Raw genomic sequence first — 15,697 nt, 5'->3', positions numbered from 1 at the left:
TTACACCCCTTTTGATATCATTCTTCTCTTCTTCACTACTTTTTTAGTTCCTTTTATAGGTGATTGACTATAATAATCACCTTTTCTTTTTAACTTTTGTAACATATCTACATTAGGATTTAGTATTTCATATGCTGCATTAGCATAATTTCTAACATCTAGCGGCTCATTTCTTCTACCTGATTTCTTAATCCACTTAAAACTAGATACTCCCTTCGTATGTGTTAGCACCCTTTTTTCACTACAAAGACCCTTAAAATATACCTCATCATATCCCTTTTCTGTTTCAGTTGGGAAATGGCTATATCCTGGACCTTCAAATTCTGTTTTAAGTCTTAAGAAAATATTTTCCTTCCCTAAATCAACACCTATAGGGAATAATGCCACCTTATATCTATTGTTTCTTGAAGGTTTCCCTATAAAGGGCTTGTCTCCTCCATAGCCTTTTATAGCGAATATTCTTCTATGTTCTTTACCCTTAGTAAACTTATATACTTCATCTGTGTAATGTCCCCCTGAGTCAATACATATACATGATATTTTTAATGAGCTACCATCATTGAAGTAGAGATCTTTCATAAGATACTCATCAAGCTGATTCCATATAGCCGATTGGCCTAAATCACCATAGAAGGTTTTATACTCTATTCCCCAATTCTCTTTATCTACTCCCCATCCTACAACTTCAAGTTCTAGTCTGTTATCTTGAACGTCAACACCTGCAGTTAAAACTAAAACATCCTCTGGAAGCTCTGCATTGTATGTTTCTCTTCTTTTGATTAAAGTGTTTTCATCTGTACTTTCACCTTCATCATCTTCCCATGACTCACCAAGAGTTGTATTAACCCAAGTTTTAAGCTTTTCCTTATCCTTTTTAGCTATTTTAAATTCCTTGATAATTGTATCCCATCTTTCCCAAGGTGAAGCCAAGGCATTAATATGAAACCCTCTTTTACTTTCAGATGCATTAGGATTACCTACAACCCATTTACCTTCCTGTGCCTTCCATTCATGTTCCTTAAAGCGTTCCTTACAAAACTTACACTCCATAGTTACATCATCAAATTTGATTTGAGCCCACACTAAAGGCTGATACCTTCCACAACATGGGCAAGGTAAACACCACTCTTCCTGTGTACTATCCTCGAACTCAAACTCTATTCTCGATACTCCTCTTTCTGTTGGAGTTGATACATATACCTTCTTCTTATTCCAGAAAGTTTTTGTTCTTTTTTCAGCAAGTGCCAAAGGATCACCTTCACTTCCCGCTGATACTGGATATCTATCAACCTCATCAGCAAGGAGTACCCTAATTGGTCTACTTGCAAGACCCGCTGGAGAATTTGCCCCAACTAAAGTTAAATGTCCTCCTGGGAATATCTTATGAAGTATAGTATTGTTACTATCCTTTGCCTTAGAATCACTTACTTTTTCAGTTATTGCTGGTGTATCCCTAACCATTGTTGCTATGCGGTCTTTAGAAAAGTCCTTAGCTCCATCAACTGTAGGCTGTAATAAAAGAATAGGTGAGGGATCATAATCTATGTAATAACCTATTGTATTAAGGAGTATTTCAGATTTCCCTACTTGTGCAGATGATTTTATTACTACTGTTTCTACACTATTATCACTTATTGCATCCATCATGCCCCTTTGATAAGGTGCTCTGTCAGTTCTCCATCTTCCAGCCTCTGCACTTGCTTCACTTGAAAGCATACGATAGTTATCTGCCCACTCACTTATAGTTAATACTGGAGGTGGTGCCAATATACTAGATATGTTTTTAAATAAAGTTAAGGTTCTATTCCTTATCTTCTTCATGTTTCTGGTCAAAATCCTCACCCTCATCTTCTAAATCAATATATTTTTCTGAATAGAATAATCTAGGGTCATAATTTGATAACTCTTCTAATACCTCATAGGACTCTTTATTTATCATATCCTGTATCTGATTAACATCACTTCTAGCTATTAAAATAGGTGCAAGCTTAGAAGCCATTGAAAGGACTTTGCTTCGAAAGTTAGATAGCATGTCATTCATAACATTCTCTACATCATCTGCATAATGAATTTGCCCCTTCATCTCTGCTAGGTTAAGCTCTGCCATTTCTCTTTTTACCCTTTCATGCATAGCTTTTTCTCTGTCATAGTCTAGGTCTGCATCACTTTTACTTTCTTTAATGTCTTGATTAGTTTTTAGGTAAACTATATATGCTTTTATGCTTTCAACTAAATCATATCTCCCTTTTTTGACTCTAACTATAATCCCTTCCTCGGCAAGCTGCCTTACTCTTCTATCTGTAATGCCAAAAATATTAGCTAGATAGCTACCAGCTACTACTACATTATCTACTTCAGATTTTTTAGAGTTTATAATTACGTCTTCTTTTTCACTCATAAGCTACCTCCTCTCATATTAAGGCAAAGGAAACGGCCTTTTAATTTTTTTTGTATCTGCGTGTATTTTGGGATTCGCAAGACCCGCAACGCAGAAAAACTCGCCAAAGTACCTATTGTTTTCAAGGCTTGTATCACTTCCAAATAACTCCATTTGAGATTTACAAAAATAATAGAATGTCAATCTATGAAAAGATTTTTCCTTCTTCTATATATACATTAAAATTAACCATTAGCTTTTAATGTATGGAGAACGTCAATGTCATTATCAAATACATTTAGACTTCCGATTATTTCCCTTTAGATTTATCTTTTGTATGTAACTGTTAACTACTGCTTCAGTTACTCCTATATACTTTCTTGTTTGTTCTGGTGTAGTATGTCCTAAGGCTTGCATTGGTATTGTAATATCTTGGTTGCTCATTACAAACAGTATTCTTGCAAATGTCTTTCTTAGACTGTGGGGGGATATCCTTATACCAAACTCCTTGCCTGCTCTACTTAATATGTCATAGGCTCTTTGTCTTGATATATGTTTGTTAGCTCCCTGCCTTGACTTGAATAGATACTCATAATCCTTCTTATCTTTAATGTAGTCCTTGAGTATCATCTTAAGCTCATCATTTACTTCTACATCCATGTTAGTGTCTTTCTTATTGATGTAGGCTTTTATCTTCCCATTATCAGTTTTAACATCTCTCACTCTAAGTTCTAATATATCCTGTATTCTTAGCCCTGTATAAATACCTATAGAAAATAATACATAGTCTCTTTTGTTTCTTACTTTTAAATAATCAGATATATCTGTTATTCTTTCTACATCAAGTATTGGATCTGCTTTCACTTTATTTCTCCTATAGCTTTTAATTCTTTAAGTAGAGATGTAAAGCTTTTACTACCATTTTGAAGAGTATTGTTGAACTTATGAAATGCTTTAGCTACTGCTCCTATTGTTCCTGGAGTAATGGATATAACCTTACTAACATCTTTGCCTATATACTTTCTACCGTTAGTTCTAAATCCTTCATCATTTAATTCTTTAGCAACACTAGCCACGTTTTGAACATCAACATATCTCTTACAGATATGTTCGTTTCCTGTGCTTGTCTCAGCTTTAGATATATTTTCAAGAAGGTTTTTAACAATTACTAGATCTTCTATAGCTGATGTTACAGGTTCTATAGTCACCTTATTTAACCTCATATAACCACTCCTTATATCTGCTTCATAGATCCTCCCTTACTTCTCTTATATATAGACCTACTTTGCCCCATGAGATTTCTTATATCTTTTTCACTTAGCTTCTCTTTTCTACTTCGTCTTTTTCTTCTTTTAGGAGAATATTTATATTTGCTTTTCAAGGCTGTATATACACTGGGCTGTGATTCTTTTAGCCTTGTAGCTATGTTCATATACATCACCTACTTTCTTATTTTTCTATATAAAAAAAGAACCCTAATATTAGAGTTCTTACAGATTCTATTTAAATAACTTCTTTATTAAATCAAACAATCCTATGCTTGTTTTGTTATAGACCTTATTATAAGCTGCTTTCTTAGGGTTATTAATCCACCCCATTCCCTTTTTACCGTATAAGGGATTTATAGCTGCCTTAGCTTTTCTTCTCAACTTTCCAGTTGTTCTTGCTTTAAGACTTTTCTTAAAACTTGGCTTTCTTACTCCAAATTTCATACATATCGCCTCCTGTCACAATTATACCATTATTATGAAATATTAATATAAAAAGGCTCTCTGGACAATATGCTTACCTAAGGGCCTTTTTAATAATATAGTACTAGGTTTGTGGGAGTACTTATGAGTAATTCTCATGCTTATATATTACACCACATTTTTGGTAATTGTTTGGTTATTTTGGGTAAATCTTTGGTCAATCTTGGTATCAATTTGGTATTTTTCACTTATCCAAATACAATCTGCTATCTCATTAATCAATTCCCTTCTCATTTTGCAGCAGTTGCTCCCATCTACATTTAACATTATACCTATTTGTTGCCATGTCATTTTCTTATTTGTGCATAAGTATTTGTGCTCTAGTATAAACTTTTTATCTTCTTCTAAGTCCTCTATGACATTATCAATCTTTTGAATAAGATTTTGCTTAGATACTAGCTCTGATGTTAACTTGTGCAATAACCTTTCTTTTTCTAGGACTTCATCTTCAACTACACTACCTACTTTATGTGTTACTCCTGTTTTCTCTGTGTATTCTATAGATGAACAACCTTTGAAACTATTTTTAATTGAGTCTATTTCAATAATAAGGTTCTTAATTTCTCTTTTTATTTTATTGTAGTTATAAAGTACTCCCTCAGTTCTTTTATATAGGTCCGTTACTATTTTCATACTATCACCCCTATGTTATAATTAAGTTGCGTATGAGATAGGGGTGTAGCAAGATGCTATGCTCTTTTCTTTTTACTATACTTTTTCTTCGTATTTTCCTTATTTTGTGTAGCTATGCTCCCCACTTCATAAGTTTTTTATTTTCCATAATTCTCACAAAGTCATTAACATACTTACATATCTCATCAGTCTTTTTAACTCTCATTTCAACTGCTGAATTACTAAATTTTAAAAGTTCTTCTGATATTCCGATTTTATCCAATGATATAAAGCAATCTCCATAATCACATATTCTTAAAGCTTCTTCCTTTGTATAAAGTCCTACCTTAGATAAATCAGCTTCGTACCCACTACTATTTTTGCCCCAAAATACAAGATTGTCGTACCTTTCCCAATAACCATGTCTTAGGCATATGATTAAATATTTCTTATCCATCATTTCACCCCTTCACAATATAAAAATTTTATGTCCTACTCTGTAACTTCTTTAAATAGGCTAGGATGTTCGTAAATGTTACCTATAACTTCACCCTCTATAAATTGAAGCCATGTATCACCATAAGGCGTACTCCCTATTAATTCTCCTTTGTAATATCCCCCATTTGAGTTATATACAATTAAGTATTTTTTACTTATAAATTTATTGGTCAAAGGATTCATAAATCCACCTTCTACAATATCGCCTTCATAAATCTCTTTACCATTCTTATCCTTACGACCTGTATATTGCATAAATACTAAATCATCATCTTCATTCACTGCATGAGTAATTATGTTATAGACACACCAACAATCACCATCTTTTTGCTGTAAGTCGTCATGGTCTATCATTTCCTGTTCTTCTTTATCCCACGCTCTAAACTTAATATCTTTAGGCACACTCTCTCCCCCTTATTTTGTGCAATTAATAAATACCTCTATTTCTTTTGCTAAATTTTTAATACAATGTTTCATTGAATCTTTAAAATAAGGCCCTTCTATCCATTGGTTTTTATAGGCTTCTACTACTTCTTCAACCGTATAAGAATATCCATTTTCTTTTATGAAGCTTTCTATTTTTATTCTCTTCTCTCTTATAATTGCCATATATCGATTGATCTTAAATCCATGTTCCAGAGTTTTATCATCTAAAGATTTAACCCATGCTTCTATTTCTTTAACTTTATTTTCATCTTTTATCTTTTCTAAAAAGCAAATATCTTTTATCAAAGTATTAACCATGTCTTCCTTGATTTTGTTATAACCTTTCATCTTCTCCCTCCTTCGCAATATGATCTTATTGCAAATAAAAAATACCACGACTATTTAGTAAAAATTCGTGGTATTATAACAATTTAATTATTATCTAATTATTTATGGAGTTTATAGATAATATTATCACACAGCCCCATAAGTTCATCAGTAATACTTCTTAACATCTTCAATTCTTCTTCTGTAAAAGACTTAGCATGAAATAACTTATTTCTAAAATTAATAAAACTCCTTATCTTTTCACAAGTTATTTCATATGATTTTTTTTCAAAATTACAAATCACTTTCTTAATTCCAAAATATTGTGTAATAATGTTATATAATTTCTCTGCTCTTGATTTATTAGTAATTTTACCTAAATAAGATTTAAAACCACTTATCAAATCATTTATAGTATCTTCCGAAAATCCAAGATACTCCTCACTTAGCTTTTCTAAAAATACCTTTGAAACCTCATCTGTAAAACTTTTATTAAACAACTTTAATGAATTGGACTTGTCCTTATAGTTTTCTTCTATATATTCAATAATAGTAAATAGATTATAGTACCTACTTCTATCTTCCAACTCTCCAAAAGATCTATAATACGCCTCCATGATAAATTTAAAAGAATCACTTTTATTCATACTTACAAATAAGTCTTTAAATTCATTGTTATCTACTCGATTATTTATTGTACAAATTAATGTATCCTTGTATCCAAAACTATGGAGATAACCATCTAAAATTTCAATATTTATGTCACTAGGATTATATGTAAACTTAGAATGAAAATAATTAGTATTTGCGACTTTGCTTTGCATTGAAAAAGTTAATATTATACAAACTCTATTGATTAAGTCTTTGAAACTATTGTAAACTTCATCTTTATCATTAGCATATATATCTTGAATAACAAGGTATATATGCTCTTCTTTTCCTTCTAATATTATCTTAATATCTTCATTGATAAATTCTTCATTTCTTTCAAATTCATATTGTGTGTTAAATTCTACATAATCCTGTATTTTAAATACTATGCTACTACCAGAAGCATAACTATTATATTTAGAAATGTTATTATATGTTAACGGAACACTCAACTTAAATTTATGCATAGTTCTCTCTCCTATTTAAAGTTTATATAGCTATAAATATAATACCATATTATTTAATTTTCAAAGACCATCTTTATGTCACAATACGAATTTTTATGTCTAAACGCTTATTCTAACCTCTATGTCAACATCTAAATGCCTTATTGTGCCTCCTTTTATTTTCTTCAACTTTTCAGCCTTTCTTCTATCTCTAAAGCCTCTTTCTACTTCCTTGCCATTTTCACTATATTTAAGTATGTGTATCCTCACTGTAAATCACTTCTCCTTATTTACAAGCTTGCTAACTCTTCTCTTAAAAAGCTTATGTGACTTTCATATGTCTCTTTTAGTACAGGGTTACTTGTCCTTGCTATTTCATCTTCTAGCATTGCTATTCGATCTAGATACTGCTCTTTAACACCTTTCTTAGCCACTATAAACCTACCTCTCATTAAATCTAACTCCATCACAGAACATTTCAACAAAGTTAAAAGCTGTTCTATATCCATTCTTGTCATTCTTGCTTCTTATAACAATAAAGTCTCTGTATATTTCTTCTACAGTACCTTGTATGGCACGAGTAAACTTCTTCTTCTGCACTTTAATCCCTGTGATATTAACCATGCTACCTTTAGTAAGCCTAGCCTTTATATCTGCAATAAAGCTTTCATACTCTGTACTTATAACCTTAGAACCTTTCTCTCTTCTCTTATCCATTACAGCACCCCCAACTAAAACGGTATCTCTGTATCATCTGTAGGGAAGAACTCGCCATAACCTGGATTACTGGATGTATTCCCCTCTACTCCTGAAGCTCCTTTTGGCCAATCTAGGAACTTAACTTCATCTGCAACCACCTCTGTTACGTATCTGTTGCTTCCATCTTGTGCTTGATACTTTCTAGTTTGTATGCTACCTGAAATACCTACTAACCTACCCTTTGACAAGTTATTAGCTACAAGCTCTGCAAGCTTTCTCCAACAAACTATATTTATAAAATCAGCTTCCCTTTGACCATTTTGACTAACATAGCTTCTGTCTACTGCTAATGAAAAAGTAGTAACAGCAAGTCCACTCCCTGGAGTAAATCTAAGCTCAGGATCTCTAGTCAATCGACCTATCAAAAATACCTTGTTCATTGTTATTCACCTCATCATAGTTAGGAGGAGTCCAATCCTTGTATTTTTCTACAAGTTCCTTTGATTTCTCCCTTTGACTTTCTATAAGTTTCTTAATGTCTGGAGCATATTCGTCATTAGGCTTTTGTACTTCTTTCCCTTGTCCTATGTTCTTTCTATTTTTCTTATCTTCAAAATCTCTTATGTATGCCTCTAGTCCTTCTTTTGTCTTAACTCCTGCGTTTATCAAGTTATTAAACACCTTGCTTATATACCCCATGTTTCTTGCGTTATACATCACTGCTGATTCAATTGAGTAAATAATAACTTCCTTCTCCACATCTTCATGCCATGACGATAATTTTTGTGCTTCCATAGGGGTCACTGGATGAATGTTGTTATTAAAGCAATTTATGATTTCTTGAAAATCAGAATTGTTAAAATCACTTTCCCTAGGAATACCATCATCATCATTTCCCCCTTCTGATGAAGATGATGATGAAGTCTCTGTAGAAATCTCTGTAGAAGTCTCTGTGTAAGTCTCTGGTATAGGTTGGGTCAAATTGTCCTCCTCCATTTGGTCAATTTGTCCTTCTCCATTAGGACTTTTTGTCCCTTTGGATTGGGACTTTTTGTCCTCTCCGATTGGGACATTTTGTCCCAATCGACTGTCCTCTTTATTTTCATTAAAGTTTTTAACTATTTCGCTTAGTTTTTCATAGTCAATGCTATACCATAAAGACTTATCAAATTTTGATTTATTATAGTTAGCTGTTATTAGTAAACCTTTTTCAACTAAGCTACTAAAGGTTCTTTTTACTGTTTTTTCTACCCAAAATGAAAAGTGCTCCTCATGCCACTTTTTTATACTGTTATAGGTCCAGTACTTCCCATCTATAAAATTAAGTGCTTTTTTCTTGTTTATCTCTAACCAGTAGTGAATCTGCTGAACTATTATTGCTTCATTAAGACCTATAACCTTTGCAAGCGTAGTATCAATTACAAGTGGGTTTTCATCAAATAAAATCTTACTCACTTATACTCCCCCTTAAATTACTGTGTAAATAGCTACCCTATTTTGGGGTAGCTTTATATTATTGATAATTGCTCATAAGTATTACCGTTTATATCCTTGATCTTTTTATATACAAAACATGGCTTTTTTTCTGAGGATATAATACTGTTCTTTTCAGTAGTTTTTATGGGAGTATCTTTTCTATGACACTCCACATACTTACTACTTCTGAAATCTTCCCTCATAAAGCGCCACCTTAAGCTTTAACACATAGATACTTAAGATCATTCCATGTCATTTCAAACATATCCAATGCCTTATTTATAGCGTCTATATATCTGCACCCTGTTTCTAAATGTATCTTTACAGCTAAGTCAAAAACTTCTCTTTTACTAACCATAATTGCATTCATCGTAATTCCTCCTTAATACTTACTAAAACTAAAGTCTGTAGGTATGATGTTACGTCCGAATCTTTGCTCAAATCGTAAACAAGCTGAATACCAACCATTTTTAGTTTTTATATCTGCATAAGCTTCATCAAGCTCTTCATCTACTACAAAATCTTTTATGACACAATGTCCTTCATGTTCAGTATCAATTCTAAAAAAATCTACCATGTAACTTCTTATGCATTTAATATCTGTTCCTCTAAGCTTTCTAGCAGCCATATGAAACACTCCCTCTCTATGCACTTGCATATGTTACAAAAATCAATTAAACTATAAATAACGTTTTTAATTTATGAGCTTCGGCTCTCTTTTTTTATGCCTACAATTCCCTTTATCTTTCTATCTGCATTTTCCATTATGAAAGTTTTTTTATCACCGTCTAAATGAATTGAATACCCTTTATCATACAAAAGGTATAAATCTTGTATCGACATCATATATCCCCCTTTAATTCAAATATTTTGAAGCTAAAAAGTTAAAAAAATTTAGCACTTAGAATATATTACAGATATTCCAGCACCAATAAATTCTAGGACTTCTCTTGTTACCTTATCCCACTTCTCTTGCTCACTTTTATCTATTACACCATCGCAAGCTACCTCAATCATTGTAGGAGTTATTTCTCTAACATCAGCCATTTCTTTCTGAAACCTAAGTACAGCCTTAGCTAAATCTCCTATATCAATGCTCGGTAGATATTTTCTTCCAAGAAGTGTATTGTGCTTGAAATGCATATAGGCAAGCCATGGAGTTCCATATACTCTTACCATCACATCAACAACTTCATCTCTTGGAATAGTTGTAAATGTTTCATAATTAGAAACTGAACGCCATGATACACCTATCCTTGATGCTGCCTCCTCCTGTGTAATACCTGCAAGCTCCCTAGCTGTCTTATAGATGTTCTCAAAGTCCTTACTCAATTGTAGTCCCCCTTTTTATGCTGTTTTATTATCAAGTTTAATAGGTGATACAAATATCCCTATATCAAGCTTCATTTCCTTTAGAGCCTTATCAAGCTCGGCTTCAGTATGTATGCCATGGGCCTTTAAATATTCCCATGCCTTTTCTGCTTTTTCTTTTAATTTTTCCATGTTACTCAACCCTTTTTAATTTATTAACTCAAACTAATTTTCCATGAAACGTATATAAAATTTTTTTATTTATAGAAATGCAACTTACATTTCTTAGTACTTAATAACACAACCAGTTCATAGTAATAACAGACATGTGGTTGTATAATGACCTTAAAGATAAGAAAGGTCTATACGTGATTGGATTAATACAACATTTAGTTGTTTAGCTAATCAAAAAAAATTTCTTCTACTTTTTTATTAAAAATATAAGCTATCTTCTTTGCTATATCTAACTTGGGAGTACGAACACCCTGCTCTATCATTCCGTAATAACTTGTAGTTATACCAACTTTTTCTGCAATCTGCTTCTGTGTTAGTCCAATAGAATTTCTTAGGTCTATTAAGTGAATTCTAACTGTCTTATTCATAAATTCCCTCCTAAACAACAATAAGTTGTTTGTATTTAATTACATATTAATACAACTAACTGTTGTTGTCAATACTTTCAACTACATTTTGTTGTATATTATTTATTTTACAACTGTAAGTTGTATAATGTAATTATAAAAGATATTGAGGTGAAATAAATGTTATCTAGTCGTCTTAAAGAACTTAGACGTGAAAAAGATATTTTACAGAAAGATGTTGCAGAAAAGCTTAATATTTCTACTAGTGCCTATGGTTTTTATGAACAGGGTAAACGTACTCCAGATCTTACAACCTTAGAACTATTAGCAGATTTTTTTAATGTTTCTGTTGACTATCTTTTGGGAAGAACAAATAACAAAAATGAAGTTCTTATACCTGAAGACTATAGTTCAAAACATTCAGTTACTAAAAGAGATCTTAATCAACTAGATGATGTTCTTAGTAACGCTGAAGCTTTCTTTATGAATGATAAAGTTAATGATGAAGATAAAGAAAAGGTTATGAGAGATATTCAAGAGCTATTTTGGAAAGCAAAAGATATGAATAAAGAAAAATACGGTAGAAAAAAGAAGTAGATGTGTAAGGGGGCTTCACATGGATATTCACCGAATTGTAAAAAGGCTTATTAAAAGGTATGAAACAAGAAACCCTTTAACTATAGCTAAAGAGCTTGGGATATATATAGAATACAAAAACTATACGGATGATACTAAAGGCTATTTTATTAACTTACTAAGGAATAAATTTATTGTAGTAAACTCGAATCTAAATGAACATGATCAGCAAATTGTATTGGCCCATGAACTTGGACATGCTATACTCCACTCTTCACGTGGTACATGCATGATAAGAGAATATACTCTCTTTCCTAGAGGAATACATGAAAATGAAGCTAATAAGTTTGCAGCTGAACTATTGATAGATGAAACTACGATAAGTAAAGAGCAACTAGCTGAAATGTCAATTGACCAGCTAAGTTGTTTTTTTTGCACTCCTCAAGAGTTAATTTCATACAAATTTGATAATTACAATGACAATATTATAAAACATTACAATTATAAAAATTAGGAGGTTATAGAAAAATGGGTAGGAAACCTATATGGAAGAAAAAATGGGTATGGATTGTTGCCGTATTACTTGTTATTGGTGCAAATGCTAATTTAACTGACAATAACAAAGAACAAGCACCATTAGCTACAAGTACCACCCCCAAGGTAGAAAAAGTAAAGAAAGAAAAGAAACTTGAGGAGCAAAAGAAAGTGGAAACTTTTGATTTCTCTAAAGCTGAAGTTAATAAGGAAAATGTGCTTAAAGCAGCTAAAGAAGTTCTAGGAGATACAAAGATTAGCTCTGTAGATATAAATATTGAAAAAGGAGTAACTATCGTAGATGTAAATACTGTTATAGAAGATACATGGAGTGAAAAGACACTTGTTAAAGGGTTTGCAAATCAATCTGTAAAGGTATATGAAAAACTATTTACTAACTCTAAGGTGGGAAAAGTTTGGGTGTGGACTTCTACTAAGATGATAGATGAAAAGGGAAATGAAAAAATAGAACCTGTTATAAATTGTGCATTAACAAAGGAAAATGCCAAGGAAGTAAATTGGACAAACTTCAAACCTATGGTTATAGCAGATTATAAGAACTTATTTAATATAGCTGACGGAAGCTTTATTCATCCTGCTATAGCTAAGAAATTAAAATAACACTATTAATATAAAGTTTATAAAAATACTAGAATATAAGATTATTTGGAGTTTTTTATACTTCTTAATACTTATAAATACAACTCAAGGAGGAATACATAATGAAGAAAAAAATATCGGCATTATTCATTGCGTTAACACTACTATTTGGTAATAGTGTAGTAACAATTTCAGCAGATGCTCACTCTGGAAGAACTGATTCAAGGGGTGGACATAGGGACAATAAAAATAAAAGCGGTCTAGGAAGTTACCATTACCACCATGGATATGGTCCTCATCTACATAAAAACGGTAAGTGCCCATATAAAAAGAAATAATTACAACAGGCCTTCGGGCTTATTTTTATATTCTTTAAATATTGCAGCTGACTAAAATAGAAGTTCTTAACTAAGTTGTCTTTACATTTCTATAAATAATGTTTTATATTAAAATTTAAATTATTGGAGGGCTGAAAATGGCTTTTACATACGATCCAAACTATTTTATCTCATCAATTCCTAATATATATGGTAATGATGAAATAAGACTTCCTCAAATAGAAGCTTATAAAAAAATTAAAGATTATTTTGATAGTGAATATAAAAATAGAAATTCATTAGTAGTATTACCTACAGGTGTTGGAAAAACAGGTGTAATTGCCCTTTCACCATTCGGAATATGTAAAAAAAGAACTCTTATCATCACACCTGGAACAACCATAAGGGACGGTATACTTAAAAATATGAGCCAAGAAAATCCTAATAACTTTTGGTATAAGCGTAAGGTTTTTTCATATGGATTTCCTTTGCCTAATGTTATCGAATATGAAGGTAAAAATACACCTGAAGAAGTCCTTCAGGTGTCAAATATAGTTGTTCTTAACGTCCATAAACTCCAAGAGAGATTAGATTCTTCATTAACAAATAAAGTTGATCCCGATTTCTTCGACTTTATAATAATTGATGAAGCACACCACTCCACAGCTGAGACGTGGGTAAATTGTTTAGAATACTTTAAAAATGCTAAAGTATTAAAACTAACAGGTACTCCATTTAGAACAGATGGAGTTAAAATAGCTGGTGAACTTATATACAAGTATCCTCTTAGTAGAGCAATGCATAATAATTACGTAAAAAGTCTTCAGAATATAAAATACGTACCTGGTGACCTTAAACTTACTATAGATAATGATAGTAGCAAAGAATACTCTGTTGATGAAATTTTAAATTTAGGATTAAGAGATCAGGATTGGATTACTAGAAGTGTTGCTTATTCACAAGAATGTTCAGAAAAAATCGTTGATGCTAGCATAGAGGCGTTAAATGAAAAATTAGCAACTAGTAATGATATTCCTCATAAAATAATAGCAATTGCATGTAGCATTACACATGCGCAACAGATAGCTTCACTTTATGAAAATAAAGGAATAAAAACAGCTGTTATTTATTCAGGTCTACCTTCTGAAACAAAGGATGAAATATTTAAATCTATTGATAATCATAGGGTACAAGCAGTTGTCAATGTTGCTATGTTAGGAGAAGGATATGATCATGAATATCTTTCAGTGGCAGCTATATTTAGACCGTTTAGATCTGAACTTCCATATGTACAATTTATAGGTAGAGTATTACGATTCATACATGAAGGTAATGAAAATGATAATATTGCTAAGATAATTTCCCATGAACACTTATATCTAGATAAGTTATGGGAAAAATACAAAAAGGAAATAAACGAAAGTGAAGTTATTAAAAATCTTAAGGAATATGATGAAATACTAGATACAGACTTTGGAGATGATGATGATGCAGGATTGCCTAAAGATCCAACTAGTACTCTTGAAGTTGGAAAGGTTATAGAATCAAATAGTCATACGCTTTATGTTGATAGTTACTTAGATACAGAGTTAATTAGGAGAAGTAAAAAGGCTGATGATGAACTTAACGAAAAAATCAAACTATTAGTAGAACAGTTTAATTTAACTGAAGATCAAGCGAGGGCTTTCGCAGCTCAAGCTCAAAATGCAAACCAAAATCTTAATCGACCTGACCTAATAGTTAAGAATAAAAAGAAGGACTTAGACTTGGTAATACGTGAAGAACTTGTTCCTAACTTAATTGTAAAGTATGAAATAGATCAAAGAGGAACAGATCTAAGAAACTGTGCTTTATTTACAGGTAAACTATGGTACCTAAAAAACAAAGCAAAAGATAACATTGCTATGCTTGCAATGTATTATAATGCTTATTTAAGAAATGAGATAGGATTACCTAGAGCAAAATGGCAAGACGATGATATTAATAGAGCTTTCGATTTACTACCTAATCTTAATAATTTTGTTGAAGGTGTGCTATCCACGTATTATAATAAACAGTAGTATAAAGTAGTACAAAGTAAAGGAGGGGAGATTATATGACTATAATAGATAAGATATACGATTTAACATATAATGAAATACTCACTCCATACAACCTTATAGATAACTTAAAATTAGACAATTATCATGAAATAAAATATGCAAAAAACAATGACGGTATTATTGCTGAGGTTATATGTGATGTATCCCAAACTAGAACTTCCTTCTACTATCAGTTTAATTTTGATAATTTTTTAAATGAAATTTACTATTTTGAAGGAAATGTAAAAGAATACTTATTTAATCGTTCTGCTGAATTATCTAATCTAAGATCAAAGTTTATAAATACCGAAAACTGTGTATAATGAATAATTGATATCTTAGTATTAGTATAAATTTAATTCTTATATAAGTTTTAAAGAATTAAATTTAATATTCATTAATAAGTAATTGACAACTACACTCAAACGTGTTAG

General features: G+C 31.6%; 29 protein-coding genes. 6 read left to right on the top strand and 23 right to left on the bottom strand.

Features of this window, described 5'->3' with window-relative positions:
- From CLCY_RS01535 to CLCY_RS01455, 23 genes are all read right to left on the bottom strand, one after another.
- Positions 1-1,842, bottom strand: coding sequence for a phage terminase large subunit family protein (locus tag CLCY_RS01535; RefSeq protein ID WP_423230484.1), 1,842 nt, complete (start codon positions 1,840-1,842; stop codon positions 1-3).
- Positions 1,802-2,398, bottom strand: coding sequence for a hypothetical protein (locus CLCY_RS01530; protein ID WP_048569382.1), 597 nt, complete (start codon positions 2,396-2,398; stop codon positions 1,802-1,804). Before CLCY_RS01530 ends, CLCY_RS01535 begins: the two co-directional genes overlap by 41 nt.
- Positions 2,399-2,665: 267 nt before the next feature.
- A complete protein-coding gene (locus CLCY_RS01525; protein ID WP_048569381.1) occupies positions 2,666-3,241 on the bottom strand; it encodes a tyrosine-type recombinase/integrase in 576 nt (191 codons plus the stop codon).
- Complete coding sequence (locus CLCY_RS01520; protein WP_048569380.1) at positions 3,238-3,600, bottom strand: hypothetical protein; 363 nt, start codon at positions 3,598-3,600, stop codon at positions 3,238-3,240. Before CLCY_RS01520 ends, CLCY_RS01525 begins: the two co-directional genes overlap by 4 nt.
- A gap of 11 nt (positions 3,601-3,611) precedes the next feature.
- Complete coding sequence (locus tag CLCY_RS13820; protein ID WP_048569379.1) at positions 3,612-3,809, bottom strand: hypothetical protein; 198 nt, start codon at positions 3,807-3,809, stop codon at positions 3,612-3,614.
- 67 nt (positions 3,810-3,876) lie between these two features.
- Positions 3,877-4,089, bottom strand: a complete 213-nt coding sequence (locus CLCY_RS01510; protein ID WP_048569378.1) for a hypothetical protein — start codon at positions 4,087-4,089, stop codon at positions 3,877-3,879.
- Positions 4,090-4,236: 147 nt separating this feature from the next.
- Positions 4,237-4,761, bottom strand: a complete 525-nt coding sequence (locus CLCY_RS01505) for a DUF722 domain-containing protein (protein WP_048569377.1) — start codon at positions 4,759-4,761, stop codon at positions 4,237-4,239.
- Positions 4,762-4,873: 112 nt separating this feature from the next.
- On the bottom strand, positions 4,874-5,197 hold the full coding sequence (locus tag CLCY_RS01500; RefSeq protein ID WP_048569376.1) for a hypothetical protein: 324 nt from the start codon (positions 5,195-5,197) through the stop codon (positions 4,874-4,876).
- Between the two features lie 35 nt (positions 5,198-5,232).
- Positions 5,233-5,640 carry a YopX family protein gene (locus tag CLCY_RS01495; protein WP_048569375.1) on the bottom strand — a complete coding sequence of 136 codons (408 nt, stop codon included), beginning with the start codon at positions 5,638-5,640 and terminating at the stop codon, positions 5,233-5,235.
- Positions 5,641-5,652: 12 nt separating this feature from the next.
- Positions 5,653-6,012, bottom strand: coding sequence for a hypothetical protein (locus tag CLCY_RS01490; RefSeq protein ID WP_048569374.1), 360 nt, complete (start codon positions 6,010-6,012; stop codon positions 5,653-5,655).
- A gap of 98 nt (positions 6,013-6,110) precedes the next feature.
- Positions 6,111-7,109, bottom strand: coding sequence for a hypothetical protein (locus CLCY_RS01485; protein WP_048569373.1), 999 nt, complete (start codon positions 7,107-7,109; stop codon positions 6,111-6,113).
- A gap of 99 nt (positions 7,110-7,208) precedes the next feature.
- Positions 7,209-7,358 carry a hypothetical protein gene (locus CLCY_RS13715; RefSeq protein WP_161797095.1) on the bottom strand — a complete coding sequence of 50 codons (150 nt, stop codon included), beginning with the start codon at positions 7,356-7,358 and terminating at the stop codon, positions 7,209-7,211.
- Positions 7,359-7,378: 20 nt separating this feature from the next.
- A complete protein-coding gene (locus CLCY_RS13710) occupies positions 7,379-7,540 on the bottom strand; it encodes a hypothetical protein (protein ID WP_161797094.1) in 162 nt (53 codons plus the stop codon).
- Positions 7,530-7,805 (bottom strand): hypothetical protein, encoded by a 276-nt coding sequence (locus tag CLCY_RS01480; protein ID WP_048569372.1) that lies wholly within the window; start codon positions 7,803-7,805, stop codon positions 7,530-7,532. Before CLCY_RS01480 ends, CLCY_RS13710 begins: the two co-directional genes overlap by 11 nt.
- Positions 7,806-7,819: 14 nt before the next feature.
- Entirely contained in the window at positions 7,820-8,227 is a 408-nt protein-coding gene (locus CLCY_RS01475; protein ID WP_048569371.1) for a single-stranded DNA-binding protein, read from the bottom strand.
- Entirely contained in the window at positions 8,193-9,242 is a 1,050-nt protein-coding gene (locus CLCY_RS13265; protein WP_053083222.1) for a DnaD domain-containing protein, read from the bottom strand. The genes CLCY_RS01475 and CLCY_RS13265 overlap by 35 nt, the downstream gene beginning before the upstream one ends.
- Before the next feature lie 53 nt (positions 9,243-9,295).
- The gene (locus CLCY_RS13705) at positions 9,296-9,466 is read right to left on the bottom strand and encodes a hypothetical protein (RefSeq protein ID WP_161797093.1); all 171 of its coding nucleotides are present in this window, start codon (positions 9,464-9,466) and stop codon (positions 9,296-9,298) included.
- Between the two features lie 11 nt (positions 9,467-9,477).
- Positions 9,478-9,633 (bottom strand): hypothetical protein, encoded by a 156-nt coding sequence (locus tag CLCY_RS13700; RefSeq protein ID WP_161797092.1) that lies wholly within the window; start codon positions 9,631-9,633, stop codon positions 9,478-9,480.
- Between the two features lie 12 nt (positions 9,634-9,645).
- Positions 9,646-9,891, bottom strand: coding sequence for a hypothetical protein (locus CLCY_RS01465; protein WP_048569370.1), 246 nt, complete (start codon positions 9,889-9,891; stop codon positions 9,646-9,648).
- 71 nt (positions 9,892-9,962) lie between these two features.
- Entirely contained in the window at positions 9,963-10,106 is a 144-nt protein-coding gene (locus CLCY_RS13695; RefSeq protein WP_161797091.1) for a hypothetical protein, read from the bottom strand.
- 51 nt (positions 10,107-10,157) lie between these two features.
- Positions 10,158-10,595, bottom strand: coding sequence for a helix-turn-helix transcriptional regulator (locus CLCY_RS01460; protein ID WP_048569369.1), 438 nt, complete (start codon positions 10,593-10,595; stop codon positions 10,158-10,160).
- A 15-nt stretch (positions 10,596-10,610) separates the two neighbouring features.
- Positions 10,611-10,766: a hypothetical protein gene (locus CLCY_RS13690; RefSeq protein ID WP_161797090.1), complete on the bottom strand. Its 156-nt coding sequence runs from the start codon at positions 10,764-10,766 to the stop codon at positions 10,611-10,613.
- A gap of 209 nt (positions 10,767-10,975) precedes the next feature.
- Positions 10,976-11,176 carry a helix-turn-helix transcriptional regulator gene (locus CLCY_RS01455; RefSeq protein WP_048569368.1) on the bottom strand — a complete coding sequence of 67 codons (201 nt, stop codon included), beginning with the start codon at positions 11,174-11,176 and terminating at the stop codon, positions 10,976-10,978.
- A 159-nt stretch (positions 11,177-11,335) separates the two neighbouring features.
- On the opposite strand from CLCY_RS01455, the gene CLCY_RS01450 reads away from it, so the two are divergent.
- The 6 genes from CLCY_RS01450 to CLCY_RS01425 all read left to right on the top strand — a co-directional run bounded on the left by CLCY_RS01450 (position 11,336) and on the right by CLCY_RS01425 (position 15,586).
- On the top strand, positions 11,336-11,752 hold the full coding sequence (locus CLCY_RS01450; protein WP_048569367.1) for a helix-turn-helix domain-containing protein: 417 nt from the start codon (positions 11,336-11,338) through the stop codon (positions 11,750-11,752).
- Positions 11,753-11,771: 19 nt separating this feature from the next.
- Positions 11,772-12,245, top strand: coding sequence for an ImmA/IrrE family metallo-endopeptidase (locus CLCY_RS01445; protein WP_048569366.1), 474 nt, complete (start codon positions 11,772-11,774; stop codon positions 12,243-12,245).
- 14 nt (positions 12,246-12,259) lie between these two features.
- Complete coding sequence (locus CLCY_RS01440; RefSeq protein ID WP_048569365.1) at positions 12,260-12,886, top strand: hypothetical protein; 627 nt, start codon at positions 12,260-12,262, stop codon at positions 12,884-12,886.
- Positions 12,887-12,987: 101 nt separating this feature from the next.
- Positions 12,988-13,203 (top strand): YHYH domain-containing protein, encoded by a 216-nt coding sequence (locus CLCY_RS01435; protein ID WP_053083220.1) that lies wholly within the window; start codon positions 12,988-12,990, stop codon positions 13,201-13,203.
- Between the two features lie 137 nt (positions 13,204-13,340).
- Positions 13,341-15,242: a DEAD/DEAH box helicase gene (locus CLCY_RS01430; protein ID WP_048569364.1), complete on the top strand. Its 1,902-nt coding sequence runs from the start codon at positions 13,341-13,343 to the stop codon at positions 15,240-15,242.
- Positions 15,243-15,277: 35 nt separating this feature from the next.
- On the top strand, positions 15,278-15,586 hold the full coding sequence (locus tag CLCY_RS01425; protein WP_048569363.1) for a hypothetical protein: 309 nt from the start codon (positions 15,278-15,280) through the stop codon (positions 15,584-15,586).
- Positions 15,587-15,697: the final 111 nt, after the last annotated feature.

The organism is Clostridium cylindrosporum DSM 605 (assembly GCF_001047375.1).
Lineage (GTDB): Bacteria > Bacillota > Clostridia > Clostridiales > Caloramatoraceae > Clostridium_AB > Clostridium_AB cylindrosporum.
The sequence above is the reverse complement of the archived record's forward strand: the minus strand, read 5'-3'. Positions and strand labels throughout refer to the sequence as shown.